At 49.3% G+C, this 14,288-nt stretch carries 14 protein-coding genes; 2 read left to right on the forward strand and 12 right to left on the reverse strand.

All coding sequences use genetic code 11. The features are described 5' to 3' along the window. Positions 1-120: 120 nt before the first annotated feature. On the reverse strand, positions 121-1,542 hold the full coding sequence (lpdA, locus tag JNUCC32_RS14740) for a dihydrolipoyl dehydrogenase (protein ID WP_192572491.1): 1,422 nt from the start codon (positions 1,540-1,542) through the stop codon (positions 121-123). 157 nt (positions 1,543-1,699) lie between these two features. Here lpdA and JNUCC32_RS14745 point away from each other — a divergent pair, with 157 nt between their 5' ends. Beyond that, on the forward strand, positions 1,700-2,005 hold the full coding sequence (locus JNUCC32_RS14745; protein ID WP_009595214.1) for a DUF2627 domain-containing protein: 306 nt from the start codon (positions 1,700-1,702) through the stop codon (positions 2,003-2,005). A gap of 64 nt (positions 2,006-2,069) precedes the next feature. Here JNUCC32_RS14745 and JNUCC32_RS14750 read toward each other — a convergent pair whose 3' ends face one another. The 6 genes from JNUCC32_RS14750 to JNUCC32_RS14775 form a co-directional block, all read right to left on the reverse strand. Further along, positions 2,070-2,282 carry a hypothetical protein gene (locus JNUCC32_RS14750; protein ID WP_192572492.1) on the reverse strand — a complete coding sequence of 71 codons (213 nt, stop codon included), beginning with the start codon at positions 2,280-2,282 and terminating at the stop codon, positions 2,070-2,072. Between the two features lie 68 nt (positions 2,283-2,350). Then, positions 2,351-3,238: an NAD-dependent epimerase/dehydratase family protein gene (locus JNUCC32_RS14755; protein WP_096773241.1), complete on the reverse strand. Its 888-nt coding sequence runs from the start codon at positions 3,236-3,238 to the stop codon at positions 2,351-2,353. A gap of 204 nt (positions 3,239-3,442) precedes the next feature. Beyond that, positions 3,443-4,417: a glycoside hydrolase family 43 protein gene (locus tag JNUCC32_RS14760; protein WP_192572493.1), complete on the reverse strand. Its 975-nt coding sequence runs from the start codon at positions 4,415-4,417 to the stop codon at positions 3,443-3,445. A gap of 78 nt (positions 4,418-4,495) precedes the next feature. Next, entirely contained in the window at positions 4,496-5,407 is a 912-nt protein-coding gene (locus tag JNUCC32_RS14765; protein ID WP_192572494.1) for a carbohydrate ABC transporter permease, read from the reverse strand. 54 nt (positions 5,408-5,461) lie between these two features. Next, complete coding sequence (locus JNUCC32_RS14770; RefSeq protein WP_096773238.1) at positions 5,462-6,337, reverse strand: carbohydrate ABC transporter permease; 876 nt, start codon at positions 6,335-6,337, stop codon at positions 5,462-5,464. A gap of 81 nt (positions 6,338-6,418) precedes the next feature. Then, positions 6,419-7,660, reverse strand: a complete 1,242-nt coding sequence (locus tag JNUCC32_RS14775) for an extracellular solute-binding protein (RefSeq protein WP_192572495.1) — start codon at positions 7,658-7,660, stop codon at positions 6,419-6,421. Between the two features lie 275 nt (positions 7,661-7,935). Here JNUCC32_RS14775 and JNUCC32_RS14780 point away from each other — a divergent pair, with 275 nt between their 5' ends. Further along, positions 7,936-8,838, forward strand: coding sequence for an ArsR/SmtB family transcription factor (locus JNUCC32_RS14780; RefSeq protein WP_015734465.1), 903 nt, complete (start codon positions 7,936-7,938; stop codon positions 8,836-8,838). Positions 8,839-9,091: 253 nt separating this feature from the next. Here JNUCC32_RS14780 and spo0A read toward each other — a convergent pair whose 3' ends face one another. From spo0A to JNUCC32_RS14805, 5 genes are all read right to left on the reverse strand, one after another. Continuing rightward, positions 9,092-9,895 (reverse strand): sporulation transcription factor Spo0A, encoded by an 804-nt coding sequence (spo0A, locus tag JNUCC32_RS14785; protein ID WP_009591253.1) that lies wholly within the window; start codon positions 9,893-9,895, stop codon positions 9,092-9,094. A 195-nt stretch (positions 9,896-10,090) separates the two neighbouring features. After that, positions 10,091-11,425, reverse strand: coding sequence for a SpoIVB peptidase (gene spoIVB / locus JNUCC32_RS14790; protein WP_015734464.1), 1,335 nt, complete (start codon positions 11,423-11,425; stop codon positions 10,091-10,093). A gap of 100 nt (positions 11,426-11,525) precedes the next feature. Continuing rightward, positions 11,526-13,265: a DNA repair protein RecN gene (recN, locus tag JNUCC32_RS14795; RefSeq protein WP_015734463.1), complete on the reverse strand. Its 1,740-nt coding sequence runs from the start codon at positions 13,263-13,265 to the stop codon at positions 11,526-11,528. 53 nt (positions 13,266-13,318) lie between these two features. Beyond that, the gene (ahrC, locus tag JNUCC32_RS14800) at positions 13,319-13,768 is read right to left on the reverse strand and encodes a transcriptional regulator AhrC/ArgR (protein WP_015734462.1); all 450 of its coding nucleotides are present in this window, start codon (positions 13,766-13,768) and stop codon (positions 13,319-13,321) included. Positions 13,769-13,785: 17 nt separating this feature from the next. Continuing rightward, positions 13,786-14,277, reverse strand: coding sequence for a hypothetical protein (locus JNUCC32_RS14805; protein WP_015734461.1), 492 nt, complete (start codon positions 14,275-14,277; stop codon positions 13,786-13,788). Positions 14,278-14,288: the final 11 nt, after the last annotated feature.

Below are 14,288 nucleotides of genomic sequence, written 5' to 3' on the forward strand. Positions count from 1 at the left end.
TGAGTTTGAGGCATATTAGATCAAGTATTAAAACCTGGTACTAAGACTTGGCTTAATGATATTATAATCCCTTTCTCGGCAAAAAGAAATGAGGGATTCCACAAAAGAATATCCTCATTCCTACAAACCGATCGCTCGTCCATCCACGGCAAGCATCGCTTCGCCGATGATTTCGGATAATGACGGATGGGCGTGGACCGCCGTGCCTACTTCCCATGGGGTCGCATCCAGCACTTGTGCAAGAGCCGCTTCGCCAATGAGCTCGGTTACATGCGGACCCATCATATGCACGCCCAGAATATCCTGCGTCTTCTGATCGGCAATGACTTTTACGAACCCTTCCTTTGTTCCGTGGATCAAAGATTTGCCGATCGCCGAAAACGGGAATCTGCCGATCTTGATCTCATGTCCGCGTTCTTTCGCCTGCTTCTCCGTCAGCCCGACGCTGGCTACCTCATGACGGGTGTAAATACAGCGCGGGATCCATTCGCTGCGGTAGGCCTCCGTCTTCTCGCCTGCCAGATGGTTAACGGCAGCAATCCCTTCATGGCTGGCCGCATGCGCAAGCTGAAGACCCCCGATGCAATCGCCGATCGCGTAAATATGGGGCTCCGTTGTCTGCATATTCCCGTTCACGGCAATGATGCCGTTCTCCACGCGAACATCGGTATTCTCAAGTCCGATATTCTCGGTATTGCCCACTCTTCCGACAGAGAGCAGCAGCTTGTCCGCTGACAACGTTCTTGTGTCATCCTTATGCTCGATCGCGATGGACACGCTTTGATTCCGGATCTCACAGCTGTCGGTTAATAGCTTTATGTTCGTGATAACCTCTACGCCCCTGGCGCTGAGCATCTTCGACAGCTCGCGTCCGATCTCCTCATCCTCCGTAGGCAGCAAATGGGATGAAGCTTCCACAATCGTGACCTGAACTCCGAAATCATTCAGCATCGAGGCCCATTCCACGCCGATTACGCCGCCCCCCACGATAATCATGGATGAGGGAAGCTCATCCAGCTGAAGCGCATGGTCGCTAGTCAATATATGTATGCCGTCAGGCTCTAATCCCGGTAAGTGACGCGGACGCGATCCGGTCGCAATGATCAGGTGGGTGGGAACCACGGTTTCCATCTCGCCATCCGGAAGCTCAACCGCTACGGCCCCGCTGCGCGGAGAGAAAATGGACGGGCCGATAACTCTCCCTTTGCCCTGCACGACGGTGATTTTATTTTTACGCATCAAATATTGGACGCCCTGGTGCAGCTTCTCCACAATGCCGTCCTTCCGTTTCTGCACTTTGTTAAACGATAGACGGACTCCGTCCGTCTCGATTCCATAGCGCTCGCTATCCTTCATTTCCGCATAAAGCTCGGCGCTTCGAAGCAATGCTTTGCTCGGAATGCACCCGCGGTGCAAGCAGGTCCCTCCCAATTTGTCCTGCTCGATGATAACCACATTTTTACCGAGCTGGGCTGCACGGATGGCTGCAACATATCCACCGGTACCTCCGCCAAGTATTGCTACATCACATGTTATAGCCACAAACGGCACCTCCATCATAAGTCCAGTTATACACTTTCATTGTACTCTCTTTTTTTCGGATTACAAAATCGTCATCCATAATCGAAATAGACATCCCTTTATGAAAAAGGTATGATAAACGGTAGTTTAATACATCAGTCGCAGGAAGGAATCTTCTATGAAAATGTTAATTTCCCGCTTTATTGCCATCTTGATTTTGGTTATTCCGGGTTTTATGGCAATGAAGGGTTTCTTGATGATGAAGGATGCGGTTTTTCTATATATTGCCGTGCATGGGGACGACAACGTGGCGAACCCCGCTTTCGGTTGGCTTTCTTTTCTTGGCGGACTGGCCCTGTTCGTCATCGGCATCGGTTTCCTGGGCGGCTGGATTCTGTTCCGCGACCGCAAACGGAATTACGTCGGTCCGAGATTCAAAAAGAAGCGCCCGGCAACAAAATCAGGAACGCCGTCCAAAAGCTGATTCACCCATACAAAACAAACACCGGGGAGCGCTCCCCGGTGTTTGTTTCTTTTGGCCCAATTTGTTATTCCATGAGGGCATCCTTCAATTTACTCGACATTCTTGTTTCTTTGGAGGCTGCTTTTAGGGCGGTTCGCCGCAGATTGACATTCTGTCTCGTTAAAGCTTCGATTTCTTCATACATCGCATGGATTAACGTCAGGGCATCCGGAGATAAACCTCCCTTGGATTCCGCCTCCTGTATACGCTCTTTCCATGCTTCCATCTTGTCGCTCATGCTGATCTTCCTTTCAGGGCAATTCCCTATTTTCCGTCTTCAACCCCATGCTTCCTACGTCCGTATCATTAACGAACCTTCAAATCGGCGGACAATTCGGCTATCAATTTCGGCATCCAATCGTGCAAATCCCAAAATTTAAAGCCGGCGGCTGCGGCTTTGGCATGATCCATCGTCCAATCACCCGGAATGCCGAACGGAGACATGTGATCCGGTGCCGCCGATGACTGGAGCGGTGCCGTCCTCCCGATTTCCTGCTGGATCAAGCCCATCATTTCCCGTACCGAAATCGTGCCGCTCGAACATGCATTAACCGGGCCTTCCAAATGGACTCGGCCTGCCCACTCCAGAAATTCTGCCGCTTCTTCGGCATGCACAAACGAGATTTGCGCGTCGGGATCCGGCAAACCAATGGCTTCCCCGCTCGCAGCATGTTCAATATGGAAAAGCAGCCTTCGCGTGTAATCATCCGGTCCAAGCACAATCGGCAGCCGGACGGCGGTTACATTGAGGTTATGGCGACCGAACAATACCGCCTCCGCCTGGCGCTTGCCTTCCTTGTAGCTGTAGTCCCTGCTTTCATTCATCATGACCGGGTATCTGTAAGGATCAAAGTCTTCTTCCCTCACCGGATGATCCGCAAAATCATATACCGACAACGTGGAGGTCAGCACATATTGTCCTACACGTCCGGCAAATAAATCCGCTGCTTGTCCCGCTTCTTCCGGCGTATAACATATATTATCATATACGATATCAAAATCCTGGCTCCCCACTGCCTGCTTTAAGCTCTCCGGATCTTTCCGATCCGCGGCAAGCCGCGAAACGGCACCCCCGAATGGATCCTGGTGTTGTCCGCGCGTCAAAATCGTAACGGCATCGCCGTTAGCCACCAGCCGGTTAACCAGCCTTTTGCCAAAAAAGCGGGTTCCGCCCAATACTAATATCTTTGCCATTTATAATTCCTCCCTACCAGGAAATAAGTATATCGTTAATAAAAACGATTCTTACTACACCCTTAACCATTCAAACAGGTTTCCTGTCCTTTTTTCTCCATCCGTATCGCAGACTCCTTCTTTTCTCCTATTTAATATTATGCAGCCGCCCGCCTCGGAATTTAAAAAAACCGACCCAGCATTTAAGCTGGGTCGGTTTCAAGGTCATGACTCGGATATCATGGCATGATCCGCTCTCGGCACACCGAAATTCGGCGTACCGTCTTCATTCCACCGGATGATCTGTACGCGCGCATGGCGGTTCGGATCATATAGCGGATCACCCACGATCTCCTTGTAACTACGGGCATGGTAAACCAGGATGTCCTGCAGGCCGTCCTCGGAGACCGTGAAGCTGTTGTGTCCCGGCCCGTATTGGCCATTGGCTTCCGATGTCGTAAATACGGGTAAAGGTGACTTCACCCAGGAGCCCGGATCCAGCAAATCGCTGTCCTCATCGGCCGTCAGCAGGCCCATCGCATAGTTATGGTCCGTGGCGCTTGCCGAATAGGTCATGAATATGCGGCCGTTTCGCTTCAGGACGGCGGCTCCTTCATTCACCAGATAGCCGATCTTCTCCCAATCATATTCGGGAACCGATATGCAAACCTGTTCCCCTGTCAGGGTCCAGGGATTTTCCATCAAGGAGATATAGAGATTCGAGTTGCCCGGAATGGCCGGATCTTTCTGGGCCCATACATAATATCGTTGCCCCTTATGCTCGAACGTGGTTGCGTCCAGTGCAAAAGACTCCCACTTCGTGATCACTTGTCCCTTCTCCACCCATTCCCCTTCCAGCGGGTTCGCCGAAGCGTTCTCCAACACGAACATGCGGTGATCAAACAACCCGTCCCTCGTTTCGGACGTATGGGCCGCTGCGTAATACACGTACCATTTGCCCTCTATGTGATGAAGCTCGGGCGCCCATATATTGGCGCTCATCAAACCCGAATCATGCTTGCGCCAAATCGTTATGCCTTCCGCATCCGCAAGCCCTTGGATCGTTTCCGAGCGTCTAAGCTCGATCCGGTCATATTCCGGCACGGAACCGGTAAAGTAATAAAAACCATCGCTATGTTTATAGATCCAGGGATCTGCCCTCTGCTCGATCAGGGGATTTTTTATATATAATTCAGTCATGGTGACGACTCCTATACCTTGTAGTTTGACTTCGTTAGCTTTCGGTTTACTTGCTCTTCATTTCCACTCTTCAAAAAACTATCCTTTGATACCCGCGTTTAAGTTGATCGACTGCACAAAATATTTCTGGGCAAACAGGAACAACAGCAGCGTCGGAATGATGGCCAGGATCGCGGAACCCATCAATTGTCCGATCATGCGATAATTGCCGTAGATGTCCTGCAGCAGCAGCAATCCTGCCGTAACCGGCATCTTCTCCACGTCGGTATACACGATGACCGGCCAGAGGAAATCATTCCAGGAACCGGTGAATGAAAACAGGCCGCATACAATCAACACAGGCTTCATCAGCGGCAAAATGATAGAATAATAGATTCTAAAGTCACCCGCGCCGTCCACGCGTGCCGATTCGTCCAGATCCTTGGGAACGCCCATCATGAATTGTCTGACCAAGAAAATGTTTCCCATGCCTGCCAAACCTGGAATAATCATCGCCCATGAGGTGTTTACCCACCCCAGCGCATCTATGATTTTGTAGGACGGAATCAGGTTCACGACTCCGGGAAAGAAGGAAATCCCCAGCAAAGTAAAGAACAAGGTTTCTCTTCCTTTAAAGTTCATGCGGGAGTACCCGTAGCCGGTGATGGAAATGACCACGATCACCAGCAGCGTATGCATCGTTGCGATAAAGACGGAGTTCATCAACCAGCGCAGGATCGGGGCCGTCGACGTATTTTGCAGGATCGTGACATAATTATCGAATATCCAGTTGTCGGGCAGCAGACTGAAACCGCTGGATACGACCTCCGCCTGGGACCGGAACGATGTGGTAATGCCAAAGATGACCGGAATCGCCCATATCACGCACAACAGGATGAGAAATGTATAAGCCATATATTTGGACACGCTAATGTTGGTTGAAGCCTTCTTCGGACCGGAGCGGGCAAGCTTAGTATCCGCGTTCGCTTCATGTACTACCGGGTTCGACATTGCACAGTACACCTACCTTTTATCGTTTCCGTCGTTTGCAAGCAGAACATGCCGCTAGGACGCGTTTCGGTTCATCACATAATATTGAAAGGCTGAAATGACCAGAATGACCAGTCCGAGCAGCACCGCCATCGCGGATGCCATGCCGGCAATGGATTCCCCGTGGCCGAAGGCCAGCTGGCGAATATACATCATCAATACCGTCGTGCTCTGTCTGGGTCCTCCGTCCGTCATCATTAATGGCTGACCGAATACGTTGAAAGCTCCGGCGGTCGTCATGACAAAGGTATAAATCAGCGGGAAACGAATGGAGGGCAGCGTAATGCTCGAAAATCTGCGGACGGGCCCCGCTCCGTCCATCTCGGCCGACTCGTACAAATCCTTGGATACTCCGCTGATGGAAGCCCGGTAGATGATCATGTTTCCACCGACTCCGCCCCAAACCGTAATGACAATAATGATCAGCCAGGCATAAGGCTGGTTGGCGGCCCAGACCGTTTCGGAGCCGAAGACGTTGTTCGTGATCCCAAGCTGCTTGTTAAATATCAATGACCAGATCAGTGCCGCTGCAGAGATCGAAATTAATCCGGGAATATAGAGAATGGATTGAATGACGTTTTTCATTTTTACTTTTTTGTGTTCGAGCGACACCGCGATCATTAACGGGATAACGATTAATATCGGTACGCTCAAAACTACGAAGATCAACGTATTTTTTAATCCGTTCATAAATTGGGTATAGAAGGTGGACTCCGCATCAAACAGAATCGTTTTATAGTTGGCCAGGCCGACCCATACCGGGTCATTGATCAGATTCCATTGCGTAAACGAAGCATAGATCCCGTATAGGGTCGGTAATAGAATAAACACGATGAATAGAATCAGATGGGGACCTACAAAGAAATAAGGTGTCAGCGACTTCTTTTTCATACCCTTTCATTTCTCCTTTGGAAAAGAAAAGCGCCATGAGGTTTGGACGCTTTTCTTTTTTTCAATCGGCTCTGCCTTCATTTACTTTGCGGCACTGTTGCCTTCTGCGATTTTATCCTCTACGAACTTCTGCATCGTCGCCAGGGTTTCGTCGATATCGACGTTGCCCCGCACAATATCCGCTGCATATGTATCTACGGCCTCGGCAACATATGGATAGTACTCGTAAGTGTAAATGTACAAGGATTCAATTTCTTTTTCGTTGGACGTGAAGAATGATTGAATATAGTTATTGTAGTCCGGACTCTCAATGACTTGTTTACTCGCTACGATCTGACCCGCTTTTGCCCACTCGATCGAGTGTTGGCGAATGAACTCCAGGAATTGGCCGATGGCCTGCTCTTTTTCATCCGTTCTCTTCTCGTTCTTCAGCATGGAGAACAGGTGGGAGGATGCTCGGTTTGTATATTTATCCGCACTCGTCGAATAAATGTTGGTTACGCCAAAGTCAAGGCCGTCAACCGCGGCATGGGCCGTCGAGCTCCACGTGCCGTCTGTGGAGAATAAAACGTTTCCAGCTTGGAACATCAGGTAGCCGTCTTCGCCAAATGGTGTCATTAAACCCGCATCGGCTATTTTCTTAATCTCCGTAAATGCCTGCTTCATGGCTTCCGTATTGACTGCAGGCTTGCCGTCATGCTGGATGTCTCCGCCCAGATTCTGTATTTGAGCCAACACAACCCAGCCCAACAGCGCGTCATTGACCACGTAATCGCCCTCATCCAGCTTGCCTTGCAGCGACAACATTTCATCGATGGTCACGACATCGTCATCCAGGAAACTTTCAACATTGTATTTCTTGAGCAGATTTTTGTTGTAGTACATCGCGTTGCTGTGGATATCAAGCGGTACCGTATATTGGGTGCCTTCCACGTTTCCGGTTGCCCAGGCCTGCGGCAGATAATTGTCCTCTTTCAATTCCGGCTGCGCTTGCATGACTGCCGTCATCGGCTCCAACACGCCCTGCTTAACGAAGCTTGGAACGCGGTCCGCGTGGATGATGGAAAGATCGGGAACGCCTTTGCCGGAATTAATAACGGTGGATATCTTCGTATACATGTCGGAAGTGATGACATGCTTCACTTTATACTCGGGATTGGTGGCATTGTAATCCTTAACGAGCTGATCCATGTAAGCCCCGTCATCACCCGTCAATGGCGTCCAGAAGGTAATGGTGTTCTTGTCGCCGTTTCCGCAACCTCCCAGTACCGCTACCGCTAACAATGCAAGTATCAGTGAAACCCCCATTTTTTTCTTCAACAAACTCTCCTCCTATTACTAATCATTTGGTTAATCATTCACCGGCCAGAATCATGAAAACGATTAACTTTGGTTCAGTATACACTCGCGCTGAAAGCGGTGTCAATAACTTATATATAAATCTTAGTTATCATTTTTATATTTGATTAACTTTTTTGTTAATTATATTGTTGAAAAAATGTGTGTTTAAATGCCAAGATTTATATACAGGTTAATAATGCCTGTGTTATGATGCATATTAGTTAATAATTGAAAAACTTGTTGAAAGAAGTGGTCATATGCAATTGGAAATAGACAAGTCATCGCTTGTGGTTTACGAGGCTTTGGCCAGCGAAGTTCGCATCAAGATTATTCAGCTGCTCTCCAAAAACAAAATGAACATCAAAGATTTGGCGCAGGAGCTTCAAATCAGCAGTCCGATCGTGACGAAGCATATTAAAAAACTAGAAGATGCCGGCATTATCCGGACAGAGAAGGTGCCGGGAAAATCGGGGCAGCAGAAAATTTCGATCCTGAAGGTGGATCACATTGAAATCAACTTCCCCAAAAAGATCTTCCATTCCTTTGCTTCTTATGAAGCCTCGGTGCCGATCGGGCATTACACCGACTATGACCTGAAGCCTACGTGCGGCCTTGCTACCGAGAAGGAGTTCATCGGACGGGTTGACGAACCCAAGTACTTTATGGATCCCAAGCGCGTGGATGCGGAAATCCTGTGGTTTACCGAGGGGTTCATCCAATACAACATCGCCAACTTTCTGCAAAAGGATGAGAAGCTGCAGCAATTCGAAATCAGTTTGGAGATATCGTCCGAGTTTCCTTTTTCCAATGACGTGTGGCCATCGGACATTACGTTTTCCCTGAACGGAATGGAGCTCGGCACGTGGACGAGCCCAGGGGATTTTGCGGATACGCGGGGGAAATATACGCCTGAATGGTGGCCGCACAACATCAACCAATACGGTCTGCTGAAAACGATTCGGATTACCAGCCACGGCACGTATATCGATGGCGATCCACTCTCAACCGTCTCCGTGGACGACCTGAATTCGGCATGTGATCGCTGGACCTTTCGTATCGAAGTCAAGGAAGACGCGAAGCATGTTGGAGGCGCTACGTTATTCGGCAAGAAATTCGGAAACCATGCTCAGGATATCCAGTTCAAAATGTATTATCTGTGAGGAAATCGATGGTACGGCAGCACCGGAAGGAGATTACCGGGTGGTGATGTAATCTTAGTAAAAAAAACAAACCAGCCGCTGATCCGGCTGGTTTGTTCGTGCTGATGGATTCCGTCCTGAAACATAAAATCACTCCTTCACAGGTTACGATAGCCGCAACCAATAAAGGAGTGATTTCAATAAATCGCTCAAGTAGACATTTAGGTGTGCAACGTCCATGTCCCTAAATCCCTTCCTCTTAGTCCTTACCCTTTCAAGAGACCTTATGCTCGATCCGAAGCTTGTCTGCCACCATGGCAATGAACTCGCTGTTGGTCGGCTTGGATTTGCTGATGTTAATGGTGTAGCCGAACAAGTGGCTGATGGAATCGATGTTACCGCGCGTCCAAGCCACTTCAATGGCATGCCGGATCGCCCGCTCCACTCGGGATGGCGTTGTTTTGAACTTCTCAGCGATGGCCGGATACAGCGTTTTGGTAATCGCGCCAAGAATTTCGATATTGTTGTATACCATGGTAATGGCTTCGCGCAGATATTGATATCCCTTGATATGAGCCGGAACGCCGATTTCATGGATAATGGAAGTGATATTCGCGTCCAAATTCTTGCCCTTGCCCATAGGAACCACATTGGATTTCATGCTTGTAAACGGAGTGCCGGAGGAAATGCTGCTCGGCGAACCCACGAGCTGTCGAATGCGGCTGGCGAGCACCTCCATGTCAAACGGCTTTAAAATATAATAGGAAGCACCCAACTGCACCGCGCGCTGCGTAATATTCTCTTGACCGAACGCTGTGAGCATAATGACTTTCGGCTGCGGAGACAGATTCATGTCGCGTAAACGCTCGAGCACCCCAAGCCCGTCCAAATGAGGCATAATAATATCAAGGATCAGTACGTCCGGTACTTTTCCGGATTCCTCAATCATGCTCAGTACTTCTTCGCCATTATAAGCGATTCCGGATACCACCATATCTTGTTGATCCGAAATGTATTCGCCGAGCAGGTTTGTAAATTCACGGTTGTCGTCTGCCAATAATACCTCAATCTTTTGCAATTCGTGCTCCTCCTTTATCAGATCAGTTGTTATTTTAGAACATTTTTCTGTTTATAAAGTTTTCGACATGCTTATTTAAATTCCTTCTGTCGAAAATTATTTTTCTTTATTTTTTTTTGAAGTTGATTTATAATTAAATATTTTGTTTCAAATTAATCTCTATTTCGTTCTTTTACGACAAAAAATCTCAAGGCATTAACCTGCCTTAAGATTTTGAGGTGTTGATTCTGTAGATTGTAGTACGCCGGAATCTTGAAGCATCCACTCGATAAAGCACCCATATCCCGACTTAGGGTCGTTTACAAACACATGGGTTACCGCTCCAATCAGCTTGCCGTCCTGAACGATGGGACTGCCGCTCATGCCCTGCACGATCCCGCCGGTTTTCTTAAGCAGCCTTGGATCGGTAATGCGCAGCACCATTCCTTTGGTCGCTGGAGCGTCCTGTTTGGAGACGTGAACGATCTCCACCGTAAAGCGTTCGACTTCCTGGCCTTCAACGACGGTTAATATTTCAGCGGGACCTTCCTTCACCTCATGGGAAAAAGCAACGGGAATCGGCTCCTGATACAGTCCGTGATCCGGAAGCTGATTCATTTTACCGAAAATGCCGAAATGGGTATTGCGCTCGACATTGCCTAAAATCTTGCCGTCTTTGGTGAAGGTTGCCCTTTTCTCTCCGGGCTCGCCTTCTTCGCTACGGCTAATCGAGGTGACGTTGGATTGAACGATCTGGCCGCTTCCAACATCAATGGGGGTCTGAGTATTCATGTCGGTGATGACATGACCGAGCGCTCCGTAGACCTTCTGGTGAGGCGCATAAAAGGTAAGCGTCCCTACGCCTGCTGCGGAATCACGGATATACAGGCCAAGGCGCCAGCTTTGATCCTCTTGGTCATAGGCGGGACTCAGCTTAGTTTTCATTACCTTGCCGTCCCGTTTAAAGGATATGTCCAGCGGCCGATTCGCTTTACCGGCCTTCTCGACGATCTCGGCAACCTTCGTGACATCGTTAAGCGGCTTTCCATCCATCGTTGTAAGCAGGTCGCCAAGCTTTAGGCCGGCAGCTTCGCCGGGAGACACTTTGGCCCCGTTTTGAACCCGTACCAGATGATGTCCAACCACCAGTATACCGGAGGATTTCACCTTGACGCCTATGGTTTGGCCTCCCGGTATGACTTTAAGTTCCGGCATCACTTTGACATGGACAGTCTTCAGAGGAATTGTACCGAATAATTTCAGGGTCACTTCTGCGTTTCCGCTTTGCTGGGGATTGAGCTGCAGCGGCTGTTTCAACGATACTTGAAGTTTCGATTCCCGGGAGCCGTTTAGCTGCAGGACATCCGGTCGATCAACTGAAGCGAGGGCTTGCACAGGCATGGCAACATCAAGTCGGGACTGCTGACCGGTAATCAATCTCAGTTCATCGGGCAATGAGGCAAAAGATTGGACAGGATCAGCAGTTCCAATGAAACAAAGAAGGAAAGCAAGAACGAAACCGAGCAGTTTTCTCCTGAGGTTGGGCTTCAATGGCTGTCACGCTCCCTTTTTCTTCTTTCGCTTGACGAAAAGGTGGTCGCCAATTGCGTACCTTTAAGTTACCCTGCCCTTATGGTTTTATAACTGTCAATCATTGACCCAAAGCCTTTCTGGAAGCCTTTTGCGCTGCCGCCAGATTGAGCATTTCTTGGGCATGATGAAGCGTCTTTTCGGTAATTTCGACTCCGCCAAGCATCCGGGCAAGCTCTTTTACACGCCCTTCTTCATTCAGGTTTTCTACTTGCGTCATCGTTCTGGAGGCTTCAAGCTTCTTCTCGATTAAATATTGATGATCCGCCATGCAAGCCACCTGCGGCAAATGCGTAATGGAGAATACCTGACAGGTTTTGGCCAGCAAAAACAGCTTCTCGGCAATCGATTGGGCAGCCCTTCCGCTGACACCCGTGTCGACTTCATCAAAGATTAAGACCGGTATTTGATCATGACGGGCAAATATACTCTTCATCGCCAGCATAATTCTGGACATTTCCCCACCCGAAGCAATTTTGGCAAGCGGACGGAGCGGCTCGCCCGGATTCGCGGAGATGAGAAATTCCGCCGTATCCATGCCTTGTCTCGTCAACCGGACTTTTTGGCCTTCATACTCGTAGCCGTTCGGATCCAGCTGCAATTCCAGGCGGACTTCCAGCGAGGTGCGTTCCATTTGAAGATCCTTCAGTTCTCCCTCGACTTGCCTAGCCAAGTCTTGCGCGCATTGCTTGCGGGCATGACTCAGCTCTTTCGCGCTTACGAGCAGCACGCTTAACAACTCGTCACGGCGCTGTTCCAACGCTTGAATAAATTCGTCCTTATTCTCCAGCATATCGGTTTCCTGCTGAATTCTCACGTAGTATTCCAGTATTTGCTCCACATTATCCCCATATTTTCGGCGCAAACCGGAGATCATATCTAGACGGAGCTCAATTTCATTGAGCCGTTCGGGATTGAATTCGATGCCGTCACGATAATCCCTTAACTGGAAGACCGCATCCTCAAGCTGATAATAAGCGGATTGAAGCTGCTCGACAAGCGGCTTTAATCCCTTCTCGTCGTATCCGGAAACATCCTCAAGTCTGGACAAAGCCCTGCTGACGGACTCAAGGCCCGATGATCCGTACAACAGGTCGTAGGCTCCCGCTACGGAATCCATCATTTTCTCGCTGTGGGAGAGTTTGGTTCTTTCTTCGGACAATGCCTCGTCTTCGCCGGTTTTCAGCCCGGCAGCCGCGATTTCCTCCAACTGGAACCGGTACATATCCAGCATTTGATATGCTTTCTGGCTGGTTTCCTGCAGGTCCTTAAGCTCTTTCTCCACTTTGCTGAATTCGCCGTACAGCTCCTGGTATTTGCGCTTGGCAGGCCCTATGGTCTTATCCCCGTAAGTGTCCAGCAGGCTCATATGCTGCTCTGAACGCAGCAGGCTTTGATGCTCATGCTGTCCATGGATATTAATCAGCTTTTCCCCGACTTCGCGCAGCATGCTGAGGTTCAGCAGCTGTCCGTTAATACGCGACGTGCTTTTTCCTTGAGACGTCAGCTCTCTTCGAATAAGCAAGTGCTCTTCCGGATCCGCTTCAACCCCCAGCTTCTTGAGCGTACTCCATACCGGATGCTCCGCAGGCAGCTCAAACAGAGCCTCGATCTCCGCTTTGTCGCACCCGTACCGAATCAGCTCAGCCGAGCCGCGGCCGCCGGCAATTAAACCCAGCGCATCAATGATGATGGACTTACCGGCCCCGGTTTCCCCCGTTAGGACGTGAAATCCGGGATAAAAGTGCACATCCACGCTTTCTACGACAGCCAGGTTCCGAATGGATAGCGTGTTTAACATGTTTACCACCTCCGCTACTGCTAAAAAAATGATCGATATGTCACTACACCTGATTAGGAAATGAAATTTTTGATTTGGGACACCACATGTTCACCGTCTGCTTCCGTACGGCAAATCAGCAAGATCGTGTCATCCCCGCAGATGGTCCCCATGATCTGTGACCATTCCATGTTATCGAGCAGCACGGCAACCGAGTTGGCTGTTCCGGGCAAGCATTTCATGACCACAAGATTGCCGGTTCGGTCAATGTAAACAAAATTGTCGACGAGCGCTCTTTTGAGCTTCTGAACAGGGTTGTACCGCTGATCTGTCGGCATGGAGTATTTATATCGCCCGTCATCCGTAGGCACTTTTATGAGCAGCAATTCTTTAATATCGCGTGATATCGTAGCCTGAGTAACCTGAAAGCCTTCCGCGCGCAATGCGTCCACAAGCTCATCCTGCGTTTCAATATCCTGGTGGGTAATGATATCCCTGATTTTAATATGGCGTTGTCCCTTCATAAAGAGCCTCCTGAGTATTAACTGTTGTATTCATCATGACCAATCCATTCTTCGTCCGTCCAATCCATGCTTAAACGGTTAATGGTCCCCTCATTTACGTCGATGTAGAGGAGGCCCGCACACTCGGGATACAGCAGCAAAAACGGCATCAACCGATCGCGAATGCCGGAGCCTGTCCAATCCACCGGCATTCGTTCCCGCGCCAGCTTCACCATGTACAGTTCGCCGCTGTCGTCGGATGCAACGTAATCTATAAACAACCGACTTAAGATGGGCTTATGTCCCGTTTCAAACGACAAGTTTATTTTTACTTTACCCCCAACCACATCATATCCCTCTTGTTCAAGCATCCCAATGACTGGGTGATCTGGAATGTGCTCATTGATCGGGATGCCCGGCAGCCGGTCCGGTGATGGTGACATCAGCCAACGATTCAGCCTATAGCCGATAAGCAAGGCAATGACGACACCAAGCAATATCATTAATAACCAATCATAACGCTCATTCATCCTCTCACCTC

The organism is Paenibacillus sp. JNUCC32, from assembly GCF_014863545.1.
GTDB classification, from domain to species: Bacteria; Bacillota; Bacilli; order Paenibacillales; family Paenibacillaceae; genus Paenibacillus_AQ; species Paenibacillus_AQ lautus_A.